15 protein-coding genes are annotated in these 23,266 nt (G+C 59.2%); 5 read left to right on the top strand and 10 right to left on the bottom strand.

Translation table 11 applies throughout. From position 1 onward, the window contains the following. Positions 1 to 76 precede the first annotated feature (76 nt). Positions 77 to 1,657: a polysaccharide biosynthesis protein gene (locus CRI94_RS05620; RefSeq protein ID WP_143815313.1), complete on the top strand. Its 1,581-nt coding sequence runs from the start codon at positions 77 to 79 to the stop codon at positions 1,655 to 1,657. Here the strand turns inward: CRI94_RS05620 and CRI94_RS05615 are convergent. Then, positions 1,651 to 1,851: a glycosyltransferase gene (locus CRI94_RS05615; protein ID WP_098074675.1), complete on the bottom strand. Its 201-nt coding sequence runs from the start codon at positions 1,849 to 1,851 to the stop codon at positions 1,651 to 1,653. The genes CRI94_RS05620 and CRI94_RS05615 overlap by 7 nt on opposite strands. 248 nt (positions 1,852 to 2,099) lie before the next feature. After that, complete coding sequence (locus tag CRI94_RS05610) at positions 2,100 to 3,008, bottom strand: glycosyltransferase family 2 protein (RefSeq protein ID WP_098074674.1); 909 nt, start codon at positions 3,006 to 3,008, stop codon at positions 2,100 to 2,102. Between the two features lie 191 nt (positions 3,009 to 3,199). Here CRI94_RS05610 and CRI94_RS05605 point away from each other — a divergent pair, with 191 nt between their 5' ends. Genes CRI94_RS05605 through CRI94_RS05595 form a run of 3 tightly spaced genes read left to right on the top strand, consistent with a single transcriptional unit; the run spans position 3,200 to position 11,009 of the window. After that, a complete protein-coding gene (locus CRI94_RS05605) occupies positions 3,200 to 4,444 on the top strand; it encodes a glycosyltransferase (protein WP_098074673.1) in 1,245 nt (414 codons plus the stop codon). A 46-nt stretch (positions 4,445 to 4,490) separates the two neighbouring features. Beyond that, entirely contained in the window at positions 4,491 to 9,629 is a 5,139-nt protein-coding gene (locus tag CRI94_RS05600; protein ID WP_179862178.1) for a C25 family cysteine peptidase, read from the top strand. A 48-nt stretch (positions 9,630 to 9,677) separates the two neighbouring features. Continuing rightward, a complete protein-coding gene (locus CRI94_RS05595) occupies positions 9,678 to 11,009 on the top strand; it encodes an oligosaccharide flippase family protein (RefSeq protein ID WP_098074671.1) in 1,332 nt (443 codons plus the stop codon). Positions 11,010 to 11,039: 30 nt separating this feature from the next. Here the strand turns inward: CRI94_RS05595 and CRI94_RS05590 are convergent, their stop codons facing one another. From CRI94_RS05590 to CRI94_RS05560, 7 genes are all read right to left on the bottom strand, one after another. Further along, entirely contained in the window at positions 11,040 to 11,891 is an 852-nt protein-coding gene (locus CRI94_RS05590; RefSeq protein WP_098074670.1) for a purine-nucleoside phosphorylase, read from the bottom strand. A 108-nt stretch (positions 11,892 to 11,999) separates the two neighbouring features. After that, the gene (locus tag CRI94_RS05585) at positions 12,000 to 13,463 is read right to left on the bottom strand and encodes an AI-2E family transporter (RefSeq protein ID WP_245846086.1); all 1,464 of its coding nucleotides are present in this window, start codon (positions 13,461 to 13,463) and stop codon (positions 12,000 to 12,002) included. A gap of 150 nt (positions 13,464 to 13,613) precedes the next feature. Then, the gene (locus CRI94_RS05580) at positions 13,614 to 14,411 is read right to left on the bottom strand and encodes a regulatory protein RecX (protein WP_098074669.1); all 798 of its coding nucleotides are present in this window, start codon (positions 14,409 to 14,411) and stop codon (positions 13,614 to 13,616) included. A gap of 85 nt (positions 14,412 to 14,496) precedes the next feature. Beyond that, entirely contained in the window at positions 14,497 to 15,369 is an 873-nt protein-coding gene (locus CRI94_RS05575; protein ID WP_342751888.1) for a DUF4249 family protein, read from the bottom strand. A gap of 405 nt (positions 15,370 to 15,774) precedes the next feature. After that, the gene (locus CRI94_RS05570; RefSeq protein ID WP_245846084.1) at positions 15,775 to 18,447 is read right to left on the bottom strand and encodes a TonB-dependent receptor; all 2,673 of its coding nucleotides are present in this window, start codon (positions 18,445 to 18,447) and stop codon (positions 15,775 to 15,777) included. 240 nt (positions 18,448 to 18,687) lie between these two features. Further along, positions 18,688 to 19,938: a FecR family protein gene (locus tag CRI94_RS05565; RefSeq protein ID WP_098074667.1), complete on the bottom strand. Its 1,251-nt coding sequence runs from the start codon at positions 19,936 to 19,938 to the stop codon at positions 18,688 to 18,690. Between the two features lie 362 nt (positions 19,939 to 20,300). Beyond that, a complete protein-coding gene (locus CRI94_RS05560) occupies positions 20,301 to 20,855 on the bottom strand; it encodes an RNA polymerase sigma factor (RefSeq protein ID WP_098074666.1) in 555 nt (184 codons plus the stop codon). A gap of 309 nt (positions 20,856 to 21,164) precedes the next feature. On the opposite strand from CRI94_RS05560, the gene CRI94_RS05555 reads away from it, so the two are divergent. Continuing rightward, positions 21,165 to 21,449: a hypothetical protein gene (locus CRI94_RS05555; protein WP_098074665.1), complete on the top strand. Its 285-nt coding sequence runs from the start codon at positions 21,165 to 21,167 to the stop codon at positions 21,447 to 21,449. 139 nt (positions 21,450 to 21,588) lie between these two features. Here the strand turns inward: CRI94_RS05555 and CRI94_RS05550 are convergent, their stop codons facing one another. Continuing rightward, entirely contained in the window at positions 21,589 to 23,100 is a 1,512-nt protein-coding gene (locus CRI94_RS05550) for a hypothetical protein (RefSeq protein ID WP_143815311.1), read from the bottom strand. Positions 23,101 to 23,266 lie beyond the last annotated feature (166 nt).

Raw genomic sequence — 23,266 nt, 5'->3', positions numbered from 1 at the left:
TGAGGGCCGAATCGCTGCCCCACGCAGGGCGCTCCTTTCCCTCTATCGCTCCCATCCCACACTGTCCCGCTTGTTCGTGCGCGACACGGATTCCAACTTCTCGCTAGAGCAGATGACTTCTGCGCTCAGACTTGGGCAGATCGCTCTTTTCGCTGTTGACGGGGTCTGGGTCTACGTGGCACTCGCCCTTGCGAATTACGTCCGTGTCGGCATCTGGGAATGGCCGCAGGACATGCTGCCGACCGGTCTCGTTCTGCTGCTTACCTCGATTTACCTTCTGGCGATGATCTGGGGTGGGGCTTATCAGCGGCCGCACGCCCTCCGCTTTTCTGAATTCGCCCGTCTTGCCGGGGGGCTCGCTGGCGCGTTCCTTCTTTCGATTGCCGCTGCATACCTCGTTGCACCGTCGTCCCTTGTGCCGCGCGGTACCGCCGTGATTCACGCATTGCTTTGCGTGATCGGGCTCCTCGGCAGCCGGTCGGGCCTGCGCCTCATCAACGAGTGGCATCGGTCGGGCGCACCATCGACCCCGCCGACCGAGCGCGAACCGGTTACCCTTGACGAGTTCGTGGATCGTCCGCCCGTCGAAATCGACATCGCCAACCTGCAGGACGTGCTCTCGGACGAGACGGTTCTCGTGACCGGCGCCGGCGGCTCGATTGGAGCCGAACTATGCGAGCAACTGGTTCGGCTTCATCCCGAGCGTCTGATCCTGGTCGATATGTGCGAGTACAACTTGTACCGCATTCAGACCCGCTTGGGTCGTCGCCAGCATAGCGTCGAGATGGTCTACTCGATCACAGACGTGAGAGATCGGTCCGCGCTCGAACGCCTGTTCCAGCGGTACAACCCGGGCATCGTCATCCACACGGCGGCGTACAAGCACGTTCCGCTGATGGAGTACCATCCGGAGGCGGCATTCGACAACAATACGATGACCACCGTCCACCTCGTCGACCTGTGCGACACGTTCGAGGTCGACCAGTTCGTGTTCGTGTCGACAGATAAGGCGGTTGAGCCGAAGAGTGTGCTCGGCGCAACGAAGCGGCTCGGCGAATGGTACGTCCAGAGCACCTCAACGAACACCCGATGTAAGATTGTCCGCTTTGGAAATGTCTTCGGGAGTCAGGGAAGTGTCGTCCCACTATTCGAAGAGCGACTCCGTGAAGGCGAACCCGTGCCGGTGACTCATCCCGACATGGAGCGCTACTTCATGACCGGCCACGAGGCCTGCAGCCTGATTCTGCAGACCCTGCTCCACGACTCGCACTCGGTGTACCTGCTCCGAATGGGAGATCCCGTTCGAATTGAGTGGCTCGCTCGCAAGATGGTCGAAACGTATTTTCCCGATGTCGTCACGGACCGCATGATCGAATACATTGGGAAGCGACCGGGGGAAAAGCTCAGCGAGTGTCTGGTCACCCCGACCGAAACGATGGAAGACAGCGATCATCCCAACGTCGTCGGCGTGAAGAGCCATCCGCCCTATTCGTGGTCGGAGCTACAGCATCAGTTCGAGACGTTTAAGAAGCTTAGCCGGGAACCACACGTCGACCCATCTACGCTCCACGAACTGCTCTTTGACGCAGCCCGTCTTCCCGGGGGAGACGGACAGTTGGGCACCAAACCGTTCCCCTCATCGTCCGACACTCAGTGATTCGACGCGGATCGAATGGACCGGACGAGTCTGGTCACCTCACGGCTCAGATCAAATCGCTCTACCACTTCGGCCTGAGACGCTTCCGCCCACGCCAAACTGGCATCGTAGTCGATAAGTATGTCTTTGAGAGCGTCGGCGAGCGCCGTGGTATCGTCTGTTGGGATGACACGTCCCGTCAATTGATCTCGCACCAGCGAAGAAATACAAGCCACCGACCACGGGAGCACCCTCGGCATGACCTCTCCGTTTCAATGGTTTCGAGGAGATCTGCGGCGCACCTTCGACCGAATCCGTGAGCAATTGCAAAACTCCGCGCCGACACGGGAAAACCCGTACGCGGCCGTGCTCAACCTGCGCCATCCCGGTTGGGGAGACGGAATAACCTCTCTACCGCCTTCCCCGTATCCGGCATGCATGGAAAAGCCGACTGTCCGTCCCTTTAATTGCCAGACTGAGACCGCCAGGCTCTCCTCGTGGCTGTCCAGACAGTCCGAGCGCGCGACCACTCGCTACGCATGAGACGCGCACCGATCTTCCCTGCCGTTTCGACGGCAAGCGCAAATTCGGGCCACGGCGCATGCTTTCGGTAGTAACGAACAGCGGAACTTGCAATCCAGCGGTCTCGCTGCTCGGCACTCGTTGAGCTGCCGCCCACCGCGTGATAGACGGTCGCATCTTTGGCCACGGCGACCTGCCACCCGGCACGCTGCATCCGAACACACAGATCGACATCTTCTCGATACATGAAATACGCCTCGTCAAGTAACCCGATCTCGGACAATGCGTCAATGCGTAGCAACAGACACGCACCCACCAGATAGGTAATAAGCGAGTCCGGGACCGGACGGGTCCAGTTCACAGCCGCACCGAGCCACGGTGCATGCCAACCACCGCCCCAGGTCTGCACGTGGTTCGGGTCTGCCATGTAGCGGAGCACCGCGCCGACACCGCCAACGGCGGGGTGGGCATCAGCCACATCGCGGAGAGCACGATACGCTCCATCTGCCGGGATGGCGTCGTTGTTTATCAACCACACGTACTCCGCACCGTCCCGTATCGCGATTCGAATACCCGCATTGCACCCCCCGGCAAAACCCAGGTTGGCCCCGGTTTCGTGCACCCGCACCTCCGGACAGGCAGCGCGGATCGTCGCGGCCGACCCATCCGTCGACCCATTATCGACCACCAAGCATGTGCAAGACGCGTCGCTTCGTGCCTGGACAGACCGCACACACTGAATCGTGTCGTCGGCGCCGTTCCAGTTCAAGATGATGGCGACAACGCGTCCAGCCCTCTGATCGCCTGCATAGGTACCTGAATCCTCTGCTAAATGTGTCGACTTCGTCATTCACGATGAATTATTGGTCGGAAATTGCGCCTCGGACGGTGTTTGAAAAATGTGTTGGTGAGTACAGATCACCGCGAGATCTTCTTCTCGCACACCGGCGACGGGAATGTACGCATTGACCGGCTGAATCGCATCCATTAATCGCTACGCATAGAAAACGAAACTGCGTATCGAAAAGAGGTTTTTCATTTATGGCGCACGTTGTCTTCCTTCCCTCTTGGTACCCGACTCAGGCCGTACCGAACCGGGGAAGATATTTCGTTGATCAGGCCCGATGTCTACAAGAGCACGGGCACACCGTTGGCGTGGTCTACCCCGAACACGAGTCGCTCCGCCACGCGACGCCAGAGCGTCTCTGGCAGAATCGATTTCAGATTACGTCCGGTCGGGAAGGCGGTGTGTACACGGTGCGCCGGCACGGCTGGAATTTTGCGTGGCGTCTCCCAGGAAGTATCGCCTGGCGCGTTCGAAGCGCGGTCAACTTGATGCAGCACTACGTGAAGGAGCGAGGACGACCGGACATCATTCATGCACATAGTGCGTGGTGGGCGGGAAGCGCCGCCGTTCAGATTGGGAAACGGTTCAACCGACGGGTTGTGATTACCGAACACCACGAACAGTTTCTGTCGCCCGACTCGCTGTCTCGTCGGCGGCGCGCGCACGCCACCCGAGCGTTTCGAGAAGCGGACGCCGTCTCCTGCGTGAGTCCTGCCCTTCAAGAATCGCTGATCGCCAGTGGGCTTACCGACGCCGCCTCGGTCATCCCAAACCCTATTTTCCCGGGCTCGTATCCTCTTCGCCCTCGGTCATCGCACACGGATCCAGGAGCTACGTTCCGTTTTTTCACGCTGAGTCATCTGTACGCGAATAAACGTATTGGCGAGCTCGTTCATGCCTTTGCCCGGGCGTTCCCAAAAGCCGGCGACAGCCCCGCGGCAATGTCCCGGCAGGACACCGGAAGACCCACCGATGGAGGCGTCGAGCTCGTCATCGGCGGGGAGGGACCGGCGCGAACGCACATCGAACAAACGATTGACCGGTTAGATGTTGGCCGTCGGGTTCGGCTCGTGGGCGCGCTGTCGCAACTTTCTGTGATCAAGCACATGCACGCTGCCCATGCGTTCGTCCTCCCGAGCCGACGTGAGACGTTCGGGGTTGTGCTGCTGGAAGCCCTCGCGTGCGGTCTCCCCATCCTTGCAACCGATAGTGGAGGCCCGTCGTCTATCATCACTGAAGCGAACGGTTATCTCGTTCCTCCCGGCTCCGTAGCCGATCTCGCCGCCGGACTGCGTACGCTCCATCAAACCGCGCATCGCTTCGACCCGGCCGCTCTCCGCCGCGATGTTGTATCCCGATTCGGACCCGACGTGTTTGCTCAACGTACCGAGACGTTGTACGAGCGCTGTATGCCGAACACCCCGGCCGATCCCGCCTAACCGGACCGGATCCTTTCTTATTTCGCCTCACCCCAACGTAGTACGTATGCCTTCCCCCATCCTTCGCGGCATTCTCGCGTGGACCGCGACTCTTCTGGTTCTTGCTGTCCTCGGCGCAGATTCGTCCGATCGGAACGCCGTTGCTCCGGCTTCCGATGCAGCGTGGTCGTCGCCGTCCCGGTCGTCCGCTTCTCCCCGGATCGTAACCTCCCCAACGAACGCAGCACGTCTGGCTCTTGACCCGTTTGCTGTCAGCGACTGGCACGATGGCTCCGCAGAGTACGTCCGTATCGCCGTCGTAGAGGATGGCGTGTACAGCGTCCCCCGGTCCTCGCTGGAAAAAGCAGGCCTTCCTGCAAGCGCAGATCCGGCCTCCTTTCGCCTGATCGAAAACGGCACCGAAATTCCAATCGTCGTTGACGGATCCGGTCGCGTGGAATTTGTCGGGAGCCGCAATCGAGGTACAGACGAACTGTGGGCCTACAATGGGAACGCTGCCTACCAGAGCAGTAATGAGCGAAGCCTCTACACCGACACGACGTACTACTGGCTCACGTGGGGCGGAGCGAACGGACTCCGATACGAGACACCCTCTGCCCCAACCTCTCCCACACCACGAGCAACGGTTCGAGAAGAATCACACGCAGAACAGGACGAGGTTTTTTACCTCGGCCGCCCCTTCGAATCGGAGCATCCGCTCTACCTCTCTACCGAAGGATACTACTGGGAAGAAATTCGGCACTCGAACGTCGGGACAAAACAGTTTGAGACAACACTGGATGTCGGCCGGCGCGTCGCCTCGTCTGCTGAGACGCTTGACCTGCGCATCAAGGTCAACTCTTCGTCGGCGTCGTGTCATCGGGTCGAATTGTTTGCTGAAATTCTTCAATCCGGGTCGCCCACATTTACCTCCCTGGATGTCATCGAGTGGCAGGGGTACAGTGAAAAGACGCTGACTGCCTCCATTCCTCAAGATCAGGTACCAGCGTCGGGGCTTCGTGTCCGCCTTGAGTCGAGCAACGGTTCCTTCACCAGTTCCAGCTGCCCAGACCCGACGCGCAACCCAAACTATGTCCTCATCGACTACATAGAGGCGGATTACACGCGGCAGTTGACGGCGTCCGGCAACGCGCAACGCTTCGACGCACCCACGACGAATGCCACCACCTTCGAGCTTGGCGGCTACACGTCGGGTCCTGTCCGCATTTTCCACCCAGAATCGCGTCGAATCTGGTCGATTCCGGTCACAAATGGAAGCGCCTCGTTTTCCGACGCTCCGTCCTCCGTCAACAGCCGGTATGAGGCCATCGCTGCGGGCGCCGAACGTGCGCCTGCAGCCGTACTCTCGGATTCCCCCTCCAACTGGTCAGACCCGCAGGCAAACGGGGCTGACTACGTGATTTTAACGACGAAGAGTCTTCGTCCATCCGCGGATGACCTCGCTAATTATCGCCGAACTCAGAACGGATTTGATGTGGCCGTTGTCGAAGTTCAGGATGTGTACGATGAGTTCGACTACGGGCGCCCTACGCCCATTGCGATCCGACGATTTGTACGTGCAAGCCAATCCTGGACCGGGGGAGCGCCACGGTTTTTAACCATCTGGGGCGACGCACAATACCCGATATATACCGATGACGAGATTGACGAAGTTCGACCGTCGTGGAGCGTCAGCTCGTTCGGGTTTCCGCCGTCCGACGGGTGGTTTGCCATGCAGCAGAACGGCCCCACGGACTGGTCCGAGTTGCTGGCGGTCGGCCGGGTGCCCATCCGATCTAACGAGCATGGACGCACCTATCTGGATAAGCTGACCACGTACGAATCCGCACCTCGCGACCGGTGGCAGCAGCGGATGCTCCTGCTGGCTGGCGGAACGAGTAGCTTCGAACAACAGCAACTGCAGTCGAGCTCCAATCGCTGGGGGGAGCGTGCCACGCGCCGCTCCACGCCGCAGGGCGACACGCTCTACCCCGCGGGCATGGACTCGATTCGCTATTACAAAAGCATCAACGATCCACTCGACGTATCCTTTCAGGACTCCCTCGCCCAAGATCTTCGTCAGGGCGTCGGCTGGCTCAACTATTTCGGTCACTCGGCGGCGCAGACCTGGGAAATCGTCACCGATCCGCCGTCCGAATTCGACAATGCCGGACGCCTGCCAATGGTTGTTTCACTCGGGTGCCGAACCGGTTCGTTTGCTGGAGGGCGCTACGAGGTTCGCTCTGCCCCATCCCTTGGCGAACAACTTGTGGTCGGATCCGTGAACGCGTCCGGTCAAGTGGAACCGGGTGCAGAAAACGGAAGCATCGCACACTGGGGCTCTTCTGCGCTCGGCAACCTTCGCCCCTCGGCCATTCTAAATGACGCCCTGATCAATCGTGTTTTCCGGGATACCATGCGCGTCCTAGGAGTGGCGATCCAGCAAGCAAAGGCAGACGTCGCAGCCAGTTATGGCGGAAGCCCGACGTATGTCCGCCATCTGCTTCAATACAGCCTGCTCGGTGACCCCGCGACGCGGCTGTCACTTCCCGATCAGCCCGACTTCCATCTTGAAGCATCTCAGATTCGAACGTCTCCGTCCGCACCAACCCCCTCCAACTCGCTCCAGCTTGAGGTCTCGCTTCAAAACCGTGGTCTCGTACCGTCAGATAGCGTCGACCTCTACCTTCAGTGGTCGAAGCCCGACGGAAGCGTCGAGGAGACATCCCGGCGTCTTCCCCGATTTGCCCTCCAGACGGAGGAGTATTTCTCCCTGGATCTCAGCGAGGCAACGATCGGAACGAACACACTCGAACTAACGGCAGATCCGCTCGGTCAGATTCCAGAGATGGTCGAGAGCGACAACCGTGCGGAAAACTCAATTGTTGTTTTCTCGCAGGGCCTCGAACTGGTCTCGCCGGTGCGCCAGGAGACCGTGTCAAAGACGTCGCCAACCTTTCGGGTCAACCTGGTACGACAAACGCCAGGGGATCTCTCCGTCGATATTCAGGTGGACACCACGGCCTCCTTCTCTTCCCCGGCGTTGCAATCCACATCACAATCTACTTCAAACGTCTATCTCGACTGGACGCCCCCCGAACCGCTGATCCAGGACCAACCCTATTACTGGCGAGCACGAATCGGAGGAAACTCGCCCGGAGTGTGGAAATCCGCGGCATTTTCCGTAGCTCCAAACCAGCCGGCCGACTGGCGACAGTTCAGCAATCTGTTCGATGTAAACGGCAACCAACGGGTCGTCCGAGAGAACAACACTTGGTCGTTCTCGACCTTCTCCCTGAACGTGAAATCGTACGGTCAACGGAGTTCCTCGCCAAGCGATTACGGGTTTAATGTCGGTGGATCAGACAGCTACATCTTTCTCGGCCTCGGGTATGGGGTTCTCGTGATCGATGGCACGTCTGGAGAGGTGAAAGCGGTTGACGAGTTCACGACCTATGACCTGCAGACCCAGTTTGAGTATGCTCTGGAAAATGGGGAAATGCAGGAAGCAATCGACGCGCTTCGCGCCTTCTTAGACACCAATGTAGACGCAGGAGACTACGTGTTCGTGCAGACCCGCCACCTCGGGCGAGAATCTTCCTTCGGCGTCGACATTCAGCAGGAGGTTAAGGATCTTTTCAAAAGTCTCGGATCAGGAACCACTCCCACCCCCTACACCACCTACATCGATACGCTGGAGTACACAGACGCATGGACCCTGAGTGCTCGGAAAGGCGACCCGTCGTTCACCCGTGAACAGGTACTTCCCGCGGGCACAGCAGGGGCGACTCGACAAATCATGCTTGAGCGAAATCTACCGTTTCGGCGTGCGTCAGGAACAACCGTTACACCGCTTATTGGGCCTGCCTCCGACTGGACGGAACTCCGCTGGAAGGGATCCACATCCGCCTCCTCGAACATCGAGGTTGAAGTCCTCGCCCCCGACTCGACTCGCCTCCTCGGTCCGTTTTCCGGAGATAATGGCACCGAGGCGCTCTCCTCTCTGGATGCCGACACCTATCCCTACCTGCGCCTTCGAGGTACGCTTTCTGACACGGTCCAGCGAGACGCCCCACAGCTTGATCGTTGGGAAGTTGATTTCACCGGTGTCCCCGAAATTGCCGTCGACCCAGCAACACTGGCTACGATTGCCGATACAGTTCAGCAGGGCGACAACCTTCCCATTGACCTCCCCGTCATCAACCTGGGCGATATCGCATCCTCCGATGTTGTCGTTACATACCGGTTCACCGGGTCTAACAACATTCAGCGCGTTGTTCGGCGCGATACCCTCACGGGCCTCGCTCCGAACGAACAGTCGCAAAGCCAGCTTCAACTTTCGACCCAAGACGTGGACGGCCTCACGCTTCTCGACGCGACCGCATCTATCCCAACTGTTGAACGGCTCACGTTCAACAACACGGCCGTCCGCAACCTTCGTGTCGTAACGGACGACACTCCTCCTGTCCTCAGCGTTTTTTCGGATGGCCGCCAGCTTCAGGCACGCCCCACGGTGGACGACCTAAACCTCAAGGACGCCCGTCTGCCGTTCGTTCCTCTGCAGCCCACCCTTGAAATCCGCATCGAGGATGAGAACCCGTTCTTTGCCATTGACGACACCTCGCACGTCGAGGTGTATATCAGCGAAGGCCTCCCGTCCACAGACACTGGATTTCTCTCGACCTATGAGCAGGTTGGCTTCGCCACAAATCTCCTTGAGTTTTCCCCATCGAATCCGAATGAAGGCGTGCAGGAGGCGACCGTCACCTACACCCCAGATTTCACTGGGCGCGACTCGACCTACACGCTTCGAGTGGAGGCGAAAGATGGTTCTGACAATGAAATCGACCCGTACGAAGTCAGCTTTCGGGTAACGACGGAGCAGCGAATCCGTGATGTTTATCCATATCCGAATCCGATGAGCACGAACACGACGTTCGCGTTTCGGGTGGAAGGGGGCCAGACTCAGGATCTCCGCAACTTCCGGCTCCGCATCTATACGGTCGCCGGCCGCCTCATTCGTGAGTTCGACGAGCGAGATCTGCAGACAGGGTCGCTCCGCGTCGGCTGGAATATGTTGCCGTGGGACGGACGGGATGAGGATGGCGACCGGGTCGCCACCGGTGTATATCTTTATCGGGTGGCTGTAGAAGGGGCAGACGGGACCTTCACCGGAGATGTCGAGAAGGTTGCCGTCATCCGCTAACCCCGGGACTGCGTCACTTCGACTCTTCGCTTAGCTTCTTCCGCCTCTGTGCCTCTCCCCCTTTCCTTTCTGGATCGGCTTCCTCTCGCTCGCGGCGCGGTGCTGGTTTTCGCAACGCAGATTGCCGGCGTCATACTCGCGTATCTGGCCCAAATCCTCATGGTTCGATGGGCAGGAGCGGAGGCATTCGGACTATTCAGTATGGCGTTCGCAAGCGCCTCCGTTCTCGCTATCACTGGCGGCATCGGCCTACCCGACGCCCTCGTCCGACTCGTTTCCGAGTATCGCGTCAACGAGGAGCTTGCGACCCTTCGACGGCTCGTCTCCGCCTCTGAGCGCGTCGTCCTGGTCTCTACTCTCGGGCTCGCTCTTCTGGCCACAGCGGGGATCGTCATCTACCATGGCGCATGGCCTGCGCTATCTTCTCCCGCCGGCGCGACGCTGCTTGGCAGCTGGATCACGGCTCCCGCGCTTGTGCTCTTCACGCTCTACACCAACGTCTGTCGCGCGCAGCATCAGTTCTTGACGGCCTACGGTCTCGGCCGGGTTGGGCGGCAGCTCTTGATAATCGGAGGGACCGGAGCAATTGCTTATCTCCACGTCCGCTGGCTCGACGGCGTCGCACTTCTACTGATGGTCACCGGGAGCATTTTCGTGATCAGCATAATCCAGCGGACTCATGCACGGACTAGCCTACCGCACAGCAATGCTGATGGGTCGTCTCCCGCCGAAGTCCGCGGCTGGATTCGGTTTGCACTCCCCTTCTTCTTCACTCACGGCTTTTTTGCGCTTTTCCGCCAGACCGACCTTCTACTCGTCGGTCTTTTCGCTCCCGTTGAAGATGTCGGCCACTACCGCATCGCGATGAACACGGCGGCCGGGGTGAGCTTCGTACTCGCCGCCGTAAATACCGTGGCCGCCCCTCGATTTGCCGCCGACCACGTCCAGGGTAACGCCGATGCTCTCCGAAAGACGATCCGCCGCGTCCTACCCTGGATCACCAGTCTCTCCACGGCGGCATTTCTGATTCTTGCCGCTAGCGGCCCGTTCCTGCTTTCTTTTTTCGCCCCATCATTTCAGAATAGCTACGTGCCTCTCTTGATTCTGGCAGGCGGTCACCTGTTCAGCGCGTGCTGCGGGCCGGTCGACACCCTTCTGTACATGACCGGGCATCAGCGTACGGCAGCCCGAATCATCGTCACCAGCGTGGCCGCGAACCTCTTGCTCAGCGTCGCCGGTCTGCTTCTGTATGGCCTCGTCGGTGCCGCCGTAGCATCAGCCGTGTGCATGGTCGGGTGGAATGTTGCCTTTGTACGACTCGCGCGTCAACGCCTCGGCGTCGACCCCTCACTTCTTGCACTCCTATCAACGGGTCGCTGATCTTTCAGGGGAACGCCATGTGCCGCCCGGTCAAGCCTCCCGCACGATGCCACGCACGAGATTGGTCAGGTCCTCCCGTACCTGGCGGCCTACCTCGAGCACTTCCTCGTGGTCGAGCGATTCCGCTCCCATGCCGGCCGCCGGGTTCGTGATGGTCGACACACCGAGGACCGACATGCCGAGATGCTGAGCCTGGATAACTTCCGGCACGGTGCTCATCCCCACGGCATCGGCACCAAGCTTCTCGAATGCTCGAATCTCGGCTTTCGTCTCGTACGTCGGCCCCTGCACCCAGATGTACGTTCCTTCGCGCGTCGCGATGCCCATATCACGAGCGACCGACTTGGCGCGCTTTGTCCACTCTTTGTCGTAGAACGGGAGGTGACGGTCTGAACGCTCTCCCGGCACGGCCTGACGCGGCGCGTGGCAACTCCCCACAAGCGGGCTCGCGAACGCAAAGTTGATGTGGTCGGTGATAAACATGAGCGTCCCCGGCGAGAAGTCGCGATGGATCCCGCCCGCACTGTTGGTCACAAGGAGCTTGTTTGCGCCGAGTGCATGGACAAGACGTACCGGGAAAGCCAGGCGCCGCATATTGTAGCCTTCGTATGCATGCACGCGTCCCTGGACGAAGACAACGGGGGTCCCTTCGAGTTGCCCGAAGACGAGCCGTCCGTGGTGACCCTCGACCGTGGACGTTGGATAACCGGGAATATCCACGGCCTCGACATTGACTGATCCTTCCGCGGCGTCCGCGAGGTCGCCAAGTCCCGAGCCTAGAATCAGAGCAATCTCCGGCTCAATATCGACCTTCTTTCGCACCGCTTCGACAGCGGCATTGAGACGAGCGTCAGACGTAGCGGGATCGGGAGCAACGGACATGTATGGGACGCGAGGCGGTGATGCGAGGAGAGACGAATGCATGCTGCCTCGCCTGTACCCTTGGCGGACTCAGAGGATCCGAGCCGTCCGTCCACGACCACGACTCGATCATGTCGAGCGCAGAATCCGATAATTACGAATGCTCCAGATTACCTGCTCGGCCATAACGCGGATCGTCGTCGCCAGGGGAATCGCAATGAGCATGCCCACGATGCCGCCGAGTTGCGCTCCAATTAGGACCACAAACAGGATAATCAGTGGGTGAGCCTGCGCTGCTCGAGAGAAAATGATGGGTTGCAACAGGACATTGTCAGCCAGCTGCGTCAATCCCATGGCAATAGCCACACCCGGGACAAGCGAAAAGGTACCGGTTTGAGCGATGCCGACAAGACTACCACCGAGGAAGCCCAGAAACGGACCGAAATAGGGAATCGTGTTCGCGAGGCCCGTGAAGATGCCGATCGCAATCGGACTTTCTAGACCGACGAGCCAGAGCAGCGATGAGGCAATAATCGCTATGGAGGTGCATTGCACAAGCAGGGCTCGAAAGTATCGGCCGATATTCGCTTCTACCTTAGCGAGAATAGCAAGCGTGACCTCAAAGTACCGATTGGGTACCAGCTGAAGCATACTTCGACGAATCTGGACGCCGTCCTTCAGCAGGAAAAAGGTGATGAATGGAATGATGATCACCGCGTAGAGGATATTGGTGAACACCGAGACCACCGAGGTCACCGTCTCGGCCACGCGATCCCCTTCCACAAGGTCGGCACTGACGAGGGCATTCGCGATCTGCCGAATGTTCTTCACGAGAACGCCCTCCTCGATGGGTACGACCTCTCGTACGCGCGTCTCGATATAGTCGGCTACGTCCGTTGCTGCCTCTACCGACACGAGCTGGGAGATATCTCGCAGCTGTGTAGCAACGAACGGAACGATTGACGTCACCAGAACGGAGGCGACAAGAAAAAGCAGGACGAACGTGATCAGGATCGCTGGCACGCGTCCAAGACCGAGCCCCTGGAGCCGATCGACTACGGGGCGCAGCAGGTACGCGAAAATGCCGCCCACGACGAGATACACGACCAGTCCCATGAAGTACCACAGCACCCACCCGGCGGCACCCAGGGCCGCTGCTCCGAGGATAAACCGGATGATACGGTCGGCGGTGAAAATCGACCGGTCATCCCTGCCTCCCGATGGTGCCGGTGTGGAGGCAACAACCTTCGGGTCGGATCCTAGCGGCGAATGAGCTATCGATCGGCGACGCTTCGGGCCGGCACCACCGGATGGCTCTGGATCCTGACGTGGAGCTGACGGAAATTGCGGCGACTCCGATGACGAAGCCGAAGCGCCGGAGCCTCCTGTTCTCATTCCACCACTCGATGCACGATCTCGCGACGCCGCCGACGAGGGGGACGAGGGAGACGCGGGATTAGACGGAGTGGGTGCCGACGCATGCTGCGACTGCACGGCTCCATTACCGGGAGCAGAGGCCTCTGCTCCTTCATCATCGGAGCGAGGCTGCGACCGATCGGGGGGCGATGCCGGTACGTTTGTCTCGTCAGCCATAGACGAAGAGCCGAAACAAGCGGGGGAAGGAAGGACACACAAATTTAAGTATGCCCTATGACTTCGAACGTTCTCTCGAAGGTCCCGAGAGGGAAGCGGTAACGCCAATACGTCTCTGTACGACAATTGCGTACAGGGCAGACCACTACTCTATGGATCTACGAACTCGTCGACAACTCTATAAACGACATCCGGAGTAAATCCCCGACGCTGCAGGTACCCTAATAGCTTTCTCTTCTGCTTTCGGACATCCTGCTCGCCGGCGACGCGCGGCCATCGCTTTCGCGCCTGCTCACGCGCGGCGTCGAGCTCACTCGCCTCCTCGAAAAATCGTGCAACCGTCCGCTCGGCAAGGTGACGGTCGATGCCGCGCTCGGTCAATTCACGCTCGATGCGAATCGGCCCGTATCCCTTATTTGAAAACCGGTTGTGTGTATAATCGCGAGCGTACTGCTCGTCGTCCAGATAATCCAGTTCGTACAGCCGTTCGATCACCCGATCGATGACGCGACGTCCCAGGTCGAGTCCACGGAGCTTCCGTCGCACCTCGGTTTCCGTCCTTGGCTTGTGGGCAAGATACTTGAATGCCCGTTGCTTGGCTCGGACGATCTCCTCATCGACCTCAACCTCTTGCTGCATCTCTGGCGTCAACGTCTGTCCTTGATGCAGCCCGTGCTTGGCCGCGACATCCTGATGGCAACCGAACGCAAACTCGCCGTCGACGAACACGGAAACGCGCGCGTCGTCCTTCTTCTGCGTCTGGATATCTGTGATACGCCGCGTGTCCGGCCCCTCAGGTACCGATTCTTCGAACGGAAGCGCCTCCTCCCCTGTGGACGCCGACTCGGGGGATTCGCTCGTACCTGTCTCCGCCTCTCGAGCCGCTGTTTCGGCCGCCGCTTCTTGGAAAATGTCTCGCGATGAACGCTCGTCAGCAGAGTCAGGCATGGTGCAGCACGGAAAATAAAAGGCAGCCAGGAGGAGGGTTAGGCTACGTCTCTCGAAAATGAGAGTTCATCGATCGCGTCCCGGATCAGGGCAACTCACACTGCTCACCAGACGTGGCTTCGGACACAGCGAGGCGTAGCGTATCGAGCGCGACAGCAGTGGCGACACCGATGCCCCCATCCACGTTCGACACCGGCTCTCGACGTTCAGGATCGGTTCGACTCGACGCAAATGAGGCGAAAGCAGAATCTCCGCGCGTCAGACTCACGGTAATCTCGTGCGCCGGAACGGGCGCCGTGGAATCCTCGGCGGAAACGGCATATACGCCGACCCACTGACGGCGTGAGGCTGACCCCGACGCAAAAGAAAAGTCGGATTCGCGATCCACCTCGACAGGCTGAAGAAAGAGCTCGACAACACCAGAGGAGAAGTCCGATGACGGGCGAATTCCGGTTCGGACCCAGCTATCATCATCGGTGGAATCCTGCCAGTCCACGGATACATCGATCGGGAAAATGTATCCCTGTTCGGCGGGAATGTCGAGAGAGTCGCGCCGCAGAGAGTCGACGAGAATTGCCTCCACCGGGTCGTCCGGCACACGCACGCAGGCCTCCCCGATCCCGATGGGTTCCGGTACTGTTCCCGCAGCGGTTACAACCTCGCCCTTCCACTGCACGCGAACGGAAAAGGATTCTCCCGGCTTGGCGATGACGGGCCGTGCCGGACGATATCGCCCAGGCGTCGTGCCCGGCAGGTACGCCACGGTATCGCTGCCGATCGCAACGGTGACTACGGCGCCCGTAGCAGCGTCCGCGGTTGAGTCCTGCGGAGGCACTGGATTCCGCAACCCTCTGGTTTGGCGAAGCACAATTTCGGGCAGTGGTTCTCCAGACAAGAGGAAGGCCTCGACGACAAGTCTGGACGGCGACGGATCATCGACAAAATCACATCTCGCCACGAAGAGGACCACGGCCAAGAATACAGCGGCGCGACGAACCGACTGGCCAACCCGAGCAGATGATGGCGGCCGATATGCATGCATGTGATCAGAATGAGACGACTTCACGCGATCGCGGGAGGATGGAAAGAAGTATGCTGCGGCGTGTGAGAGGAAAGAGCCGGGCCGGGCTGGCAGATCAACAGAAGCGCATGGCGATCTGCGCAGAACCTGTTTGGCGGACAGCCTTCGGCGATCTGGACGTACGGACCTTCCGGTGGTCGGTCCTCGCGACACGCCTAAGACGAGGCCTGGTTCATCTCACACACCGCGTCTACGGCGCTATTGTGAAAGAATAACCGTCCGGACTACAATAGACATGAACGGCTGCGCTTACTTTTCGCAATCCATCCGCCAAACAGGTTATCAAAGCGTCATCTCTAGCTCGAGCAGGGGGAGAATCGGTAGACCGCGCCGATCGTCGATCCTGACCCCGGTATCCGTGGGTGCAAACTGACGATCGATGACGTTCGCCTGGTTGGTCGCATTATACAGATTGAGCTTCGCCTTCCATCGGGCACTGAGGAGCGAGAACCGATATCCAACTGTTGCATCAACGCGGAGGTAGGTCGGCAAACGGCCGTTGTTAATCTGCGGGCGGTAGAGGTATGACGTCGGACTGTCGTCGACCGGATCGCCGAGGCGATAGCGGGTTACGGGCGTCGTCAATGGGTAGCCGCTCCGGATCTCGGTAGCAATCGATGATTCCCATCTCGTACCGGTCCAACTCAACGCAGCGCGCAAAGAAAAGGGAACGTCCAGATCTGCCGGCCTCCAGGCCGACGCGTCGTCGTTCAAACTGCGTACGAAGGTGCGCCCGCTCGCCACACCAAGTCGGGCATCGAACTGCCCGACTTCAATCAGGCCGGTCAGCTCCACCCCAAACGCTCGTTCGTCCGCCTCGACGTATTGACCCAGCAGCGCGCCCACCTCGATGCCCGGCCCTTCGAGACCGTCTTTGGTCACGAACACGTCAGCGGGAATAAGGGTCTTTTCCGCAGAGCGGCCGTACGTACTCAGCTCAAGAGTCAGCCAGCGCGTCGGCTGACTTCGGCCACTGAGGCTCACCTGGGCTCCGGTTGCGGGCGACACGCGCTCACTCGCAGGCACCCAGCGACTTGACACCAGATCATAGGCGAGTGAGTACCGATCCCGTATGCGGTGTAGATACTGTACGTGCATTCCAAGTCCGCCCCGGAGCACCAGGTACCGCGGATGGACGGTGTATCGTGCACTAAAGCGCGGACGGACGTGCATGTAATTGCCGCGGGAGAAGTAGGTCGCCCGCACGCCAGGCTGCAGGGTCCAACGAGGCGACGGTTGCCAGATATCCTGCAGGTAGCCCGTCACCTCCCAAGACGACTGATCGCTCGAATCCGCCTGTACGTCTACCGCTCTCGCGGAACGTCGAATATTACTCTCAAGGGTGCTGCGAAAATCCAGGTTCGAAACCTGAATTCCGGCACGTATCTGGTGCGCGACGCTGGCGTAGTAGTCAAGATCTACCTTCGCTCCCAGGTCCCGTAGCTTCACGTCGTAGTCAGACTCGAGAGAAGCTGTCGTCGTAGGCTGTACGAAGGAGGCCTCCCGAGCGCTGTATCGTGATGAAAACAGCGTCGTCGTGAGGAAGGCATCGTCGAACACCAGCCACTGGTGCCGCGCGCTTGTCATCTGGTTCTCCCAGTTTTGCGCGACCTCAAAAAACAGATCCGCCGGCCGGAGCCACTGCGAAAAGTTCAAAGACAGATCGAACGGCAGTCGAAGATCCAGATTGTCTCGGCCACGGTAGTGACTAACGGACAGTCGATGTCGCTCGTTGAAGCGAGTCGTTATTTTTGCGCTCAAATCGTAGAAATAGTACCCCGTGCGGAGTGTGTCGAGCCGGCCTGTGTCGGTATCACGTACCGGATGTTCTCGACCGAGAAGCTTGTCGACGTATGATCGACGTCCCGAGAGCATGAAGGACGTCGACCGAGTGACGGGGCTCTCGATTCGGTAACGGGCGCTCAAAGCGCTGAGGGAAACCACGGCTTCAGGCTCGGTCCGATTGCCGTCCTTCATCTGCGCATCCAGAATCGACGCAAGCCGTCCACCGTGCTCCGCGGGAAATGCCCCGCGGTACAGGTTCGTGCTCTTCAGAGTGCCGGTCTGAAACGTCGAGATCAGACTGAATGCGTGCCATGGATGGTAGACCGGGGCGCCGTCCAACAGATAGAGATTCTGATCCGGATCCGCACCACGGACACTCAGCCCGCCTGAGACGGCACCGGATTTCCTGATTCCCGGCGTCCACTGGAGTGCCTTAAACAGATCGGGTTCACCAAGCGACGGCAGCTGTTCGAGCTGTTCGAGCGAGAGAGCCATCATCCCCGGAAGACGGCGATTCTCCGGCTGCTCGTCTGCTTTTTCCTGCACGGTGACGCCTTCGGACTCAATTGTCGAGGGCGAGAGCAGAATCCGAACCGGATCCGTACCGGCTACGAGTGTCGTATCGACCGTGTTGTAGCCAAGATAAGAGATGCGCACGTTGTACGTCCCAGCCGGCAGAGACGAGATGGCGAAGAAGCCGGCCGAGTTCGTCGTTGCCCCAACCCGGAGCGTCGTCAGATAGATATGTGCTCCTGGAAGAGTTTCACCGGAAGTCCCGTCGATTACGCGGCCCGAAAGGGTGACCCGCTGCACTCCGTTCCGGGACGACGGCCCCCGCTCTCCTCGAACGAGTACGTATTGCCCGCGTCGAACGCGCTCTGCTCGTAGCCCCGTGCCCTGCAACACGCACTCAAGCGCTGCTCGCCGCGATGTGCCTGCGTACTGACACGATGCGATTTTATCCTCCACCAGACGCTGGGCGTACACAATGTCGAAACCCGTCTGATTTCGAACGACATCCACCGCCTCGATGAGGGGCACGGCGTCAAGGTTGAGCCGGATGGACGATTGCCCGAAAACAGGGGTACAGGCCCCCGCGCAGACGAGCATGGCGATAAAAAGAGAGACGAATCGATGCAGCACGCGTGCGATAGAGGCAGAGACGGTCACGGGGATTACGCGAGCACAAGCATCCACCGCGCGATCCAGATGACTGCGCGGTAGCAACAGCACAGTGTACCCGGTCAACGGTCTCCTGTTCGCCTCCCTCGCAACGGGGCTCTCCCGAGAGTTTTCTTGGTCGTTCGTCTACCTGACCCCGAAATACGATGGCCCCCTCGCCTCATCATGAGGGCGAGAGGGCCATACATCCGCCATTGCGTCCGACCGTCGAGACACCGTTGTCAGCGGCTATCCTTGATCGTCGAGCACGAGAGTGTAGCCCGACTCGTCCTGTTCGAGATTAGCACCGAGAGCGGTAGCGACGACGGACAGAATCTCCTCCGGAGCCATCGACTGCTCGAAAGTACCTGTGACCGGTTCACCCTGAAGTGCAGGTGCGATAGAAACCGAAATGTTGTGTCGGTTCTCAAGTTGAGACGCAATCTCTTCTACAGGCGTCCGGTTGAAGATATAGAGCCCGCTCCAACCGAGCTCCGCGATCAGATTCACATTTTTCGGCGCGGAAGGTGCAGCATCTTTCTCCACGCGGCTCTGCTGCCCCGGTGCAAGGTCAACCTCTCGACTCGTATCAGAGATGGACTGAACCTTGACCTTACCGCTGGCCAGCGTCACATCCGTCACATCCTCTTCTGCTTCAACGCCAAACTGAGTGCCGAGTACCGTCGTGCGAGACGTCGGCGTTTCGACGATGAACGGCTGGGGACGCGGCTTTTCTGCCACCTCGAAGAACGCCCGGCCGAAGTCCAGAGTGACTTGTCGGTCAAACGTACTATTCGTCGCGTCGTTGAAACTGAGTTGTGTTGCTCCCGCAAGACGAACCGTCGACCCGTCTGCAAGATCGACAACCTGCGTCTCCCCTTCCGCCACCGTGATAACGGTCCGCTCCGGCTCCGTTGGCCAGAGGAAGACCACCAGAACGGCCATCGCCGCAACGAGAGCCGTTGCCCCGATTCGGCGCCATGTACGACTCGCCGAACCAGATGACGCTCGAGCGCTTCGATCCTGCCGCCCCGTGGACGGGTCTAGAGCCGACGGTGCGACATCGAGATCGATGTTCGGGTCAGTATCGAGCGGGCCGTTGACTGACCGAGTGGATTTGCTGGCGGCACTCTCGCTCCATCCTTTCTCCCACACATCGTCAAAATCAGCGCGGGCGTCCTGGATGTTGTCGACCACATCACTCAACGAGGGATGGCGTTTCATTGCCCGCTCGATATCTCCGCGAGCCTCATCGAGCGCCATCTGCTCCTGCGTCGACAGCAGACCGCGATCACCCCGATCTTCCAGGGCAAACAGCACCAGCAGATGACGCTCCGGCAGATCGTTGTGGAAGTCCTCTGCGATGCGACGTTCGATCGTACGCCACTGGTGAAACGTCTTCGCGGCATCAGGATCGGTTTCGAGACGCTCGAGAACATCCTCCCGCTGACTCGGAGGCAGATCCTCAAAAAACAAGATGGCCTCGTGCAGGTCGTTCATAGGTATCAAGTCGTTACGTCTTTAAATTGTCCACTCCGTCGCCAAGCGCTTTCGAGCGGCGCCTCCCGGAATGCAGCCGAGGTCAGATTCTGGGGGTGATTTGACCCTGCATAACGGATCAGATTCGGAGTGTATTTATCCAGTCAAGAGTGTTTTTCCCGAGGCGGCGCAGTAACGTTCATGGGTGAAGAAAGGAGGATGGAACTCCAGCCACAACGGTTTGCACTCCAGGTGGATAGATGGGTGAGTATTTTCGAGTATGGCCTTGAGGACCATCGCTCATTCATATAGCCGCAGACAGCGCGGAGAAGGTAACACAGCATTCCATCGATTCTCTCCGCCACCCGAACGGGCCACATCAACTACAAGCTCGGAATCAAAATGAGCGCGAGCAGCATGGTAATTGCGTCACGCATTTTGTCAAATGCGCGTTTGACCTGCATCTTGATTGCTGCTTCCGTCGTGTCAATCATCTGCGCGATCTCTCGATACTTGTATCCATATTCGCGCAATTCAATGATTCGCCGCGCCTTCGGGGATAATTGCTCGAGGGCGGTTTCCACATCCACGCGATCGCTCCCGTCATCCGCTGCGGTCGTCCGGTCCAGCGGGAGCTCGGGATCGTAGAGGCGTTCCTTCATGTCGTACCGCCCGCGATAAAAATCCTGCAACTCAAATAGCGCCGCCTTCATAGCGAACGGCTTCAAGCTTCCTGGCTTCTCCAGGTCAGCGAGACCCTCGTGCACTCGAATCAGCGTATTCTGCACAAGGTCGTCCACATCTGTGCTTTTCCCGATCCGCTTGACGAAGTAGCCGCGCAGAATCGGTTCAATAGCAGAAAGAAGTGACGACCGTGCACGGTCATCCCCGTTCTGCGCCTGGCGAACGGTATCGGGATCGATGGAAGGAGAGGCCATCAGCGAGAAAACAGACTTGGAAGACAGTTGTGAAACCGGACCGTCAAAACGGACGCGGGTGACTAAATCTCGATTAAGTGAGACGAGCGAGCGTCCGGCAGCATGCTCTTATCGTCACGTACAACGGAAGCGAGAGTCTTGATCGAGAGTGAACCGGCAATTCTAATGACTCTGTACTCTAGATGTGAACTGATGCCTGTTCGTTCCGTATGAAACGTATGGTTATAAGGACGAAACACCCTGTGAGTTGGACTTCATGGGTGTCCTTGTCCATGGTAGACACTCTACACACACTGTTTCGAGCACATCATGAGCCTCTACGACCTCCACGACGCGCAGCTGAATGACTTTGAGGGGGAAGGCTTCGCCTACTCTCAGAAAACGGTCTATGGAAAAGCCTACAAAGGTGTCTTTTTCGCAGAAGACGGTGTGAGTATCGACGACCTGGCTGAAAAGGAAGATGATGCCGAGTTTCAGGGCATCCTCTACGATCGGAGCCGCGAGCGGGAGAAAACGTTCTCCGTGGAGATTACAGACGTAATCAGTACTCCTTCTGGTGATCGCGCGGACTTCATCGCAACCGAGAAGCCGTAACGTGCTACGTCAAGACAAAGCGGTGCGTCGGTCATCGGTACCGTTGCGCAACTCCGCGAAAGCCGGGCCTCATTGGGGGCTCGGCTTTTTGCTTTACAGGAAACACGGCCGACATCCGCCCCCAACGACCCCTCTGCTGTCAATCCTTCGGGGAATAGCGAAAGTTGTACGTCAAACTTATCTCCGGTGTCGTGCGCACCATGTCATACCCGCTGAAGACGACGAACCGACCGGTGTTTAGCACGAGCCCAAGGGAAACGGCCGGCTTAATCTCGGTGTTGTCTCCAATCGCAACGGCCTGCACACCGACGGCAGCCGCCGGTTGGACCGGGCTGGTCCCGACCACGTCGTAGAATCCCATGAGCTTCGCGTTCAGTCGCTGGACGCCTTCCTGTTCGATCACTTCGGAGTTGACCGCTGCCTGGAGATGCACGCCTCCGCGAGGTTTTGTCACACCAGCTGTGAGCCCGAGGGGCGTCTCGCCCGTGCCGTAGATACCAACCGTTCCTCCGAAATACGCGACGCCCGCCACGACGGCAGCGGCTCCGAGTGCTGCAGTCGCGAGGTCATCGTCGTCGTCATCGTCATCGCGTCCAGAGGACGTATCCTTTTCGTCTGCGTCGGTCGCCTTTCCGTCGTCACCGGAGGAGGCCGTCCCCGATGTCCGTCCGGTACGTCCGGCGCCGTTGTCTGCCGCCCCATTGCTTCGCCCCGCAGTGGCGGCACGACCCGTACGTTCGGCGTCTCCCGCACGACTAACGACCCGATCGTCTTCGGAGTCTGCAATGGTGCGACGTGTCTGAGACGGTCCGACATAATAAGGTTGTGGACCGACGCGCCACCCGATCAGCACGCGCGTTCCGGGTCGATAGACAACCCGTGGTGGATCAGCGCCGGGAGCAGGGCGAGCCTGCGGCTCTCTGTCCTGACGCGAGGTTTGGACGGCCCCGTATGGTTGGCCATTGCGATACTCACGAAACCCGACGACCTCGATCAACGGTCGCTCGAACGTCACGCCCTGTCGTAGATACAACTCCGCTTCCTGCGCGTCGCTATCGAGAAACACTCGCTCATACGGCACCTGGACCGAAAACTCGTAGTATCCCGGCGCTTGAGGTAGCGCCATGCTGTCGACGGCAACAACCGTTTCGGCAACCTTCTGCCCCCCCTTCACGACATCAAGGATGATCTCGAACGACGACATCCGTATGTCCCGAGGGCCTTCGCGCCTCGTCACCACACTCCCCTCATATAGTACCGACTCTCCCGCCTGCCACTGAATCCCGAATCGCATGTCGACCATGTCCTCGCCGGTGACATAGTCATAGTCGATGCTCAGGGTGTCTATTTTCGGCAAAAGACGCGGAGCCCTCCGCCCCATCCGCTGGATCAAATCCGGGAGCGACGGAGGCCAGTCGGCAAGAATGGCCGTTCCGGACCCATCGACCTGAGCCTGCTGAGCGAAGCGACCCCGGTCGCGTGCCATGTCAGTAGCGGCATCGCCTGACTCAACGGTGTCGACAGCAGAAGACGTGGACTCTTGCTGTTGAGCCTGGGACGTATCGGTGGGAATTTGCTGGGCAAGAGCAGGTGTACCCGCTGAAAGCAAGATCAACACGCCCGCCAAGAGAAGGGAATAAACGCGTGCCATTGCGAACATCTGATTCTGTACGGAAAGAGAGAGACCGCGGTGCGGTGGATACAGAGACGTGAAGCACAAGTCCTATGCGTATAGCCGCCTACAGATCAAGAAAAGTCACAGGTCCTACGCAGGGAGACAAACCTCCTCGGGTGAACAACGGGCCGACCGATCGCAG

It is taken from the genome of Longibacter salinarum (assembly GCF_002554795.1).
Taxonomy (GTDB): domain Bacteria; phylum Bacteroidota; class Rhodothermia; order Rhodothermales; family Salinibacteraceae; genus Longibacter; species Longibacter salinarum.
This window is presented reverse-complemented; position numbering and strand designations above follow the sequence as displayed.

Bases quoted from the DNA above. Each gene is read 5' to 3' on its own strand.
- CRI94_RS05565 (WP_098074667.1), bottom strand. From the start codon at position 19,938: ATGAACGACCTGCACGAGGCCATCTTGTTTTTTGAGGATCTGCCTCCG.
- CRI94_RS05560 (WP_098074666.1), bottom strand. From the start codon at position 20,855: ATGGCCTCTCCTTCCATCGATCCCGATACCGTTCGCCAGGCGCAGAAC.
- CRI94_RS05580 (WP_098074669.1), bottom strand. From the start codon at position 14,411: ATGCCTGACTCTGCTGACGAGCGTTCATCGCGAGACATTTTCCAAGAA.
- CRI94_RS05610 (WP_098074674.1), bottom strand. From the start codon at position 3,008: ATGACGAAGTCGACACATTTAGCAGAGGATTCAGGTACCTATGCAGGC.
- CRI94_RS05600 (WP_179862178.1), top strand. From the start codon at position 4,491: ATGCCTTCCCCCATCCTTCGCGGCATTCTCGCGTGGACCGCGACTCTT.
- CRI94_RS05550 (WP_143815311.1), bottom strand. From the start codon at position 23,100: ATGGCACGCGTTTATTCCCTTCTCTTGGCGGGCGTGTTGATCTTGCTT.
- CRI94_RS05605 (WP_098074673.1), top strand. From the start codon at position 3,200: ATGGCGCACGTTGTCTTCCTTCCCTCTTGGTACCCGACTCAGGCCGTA.
- CRI94_RS05555 (WP_098074665.1), top strand. From the start codon at position 21,165: ATGAGCCTCTACGACCTCCACGACGCGCAGCTGAATGACTTTGAGGGG.
- CRI94_RS05590 (WP_098074670.1), bottom strand. From the start codon at position 11,891: ATGTCCGTTGCTCCCGATCCCGCTACGTCTGACGCTCGTCTCAATGCC.
- CRI94_RS05585 (WP_245846086.1), bottom strand. From the start codon at position 13,463: ATGGCTGACGAGACAAACGTACCGGCATCGCCCCCCGATCGGTCGCAG.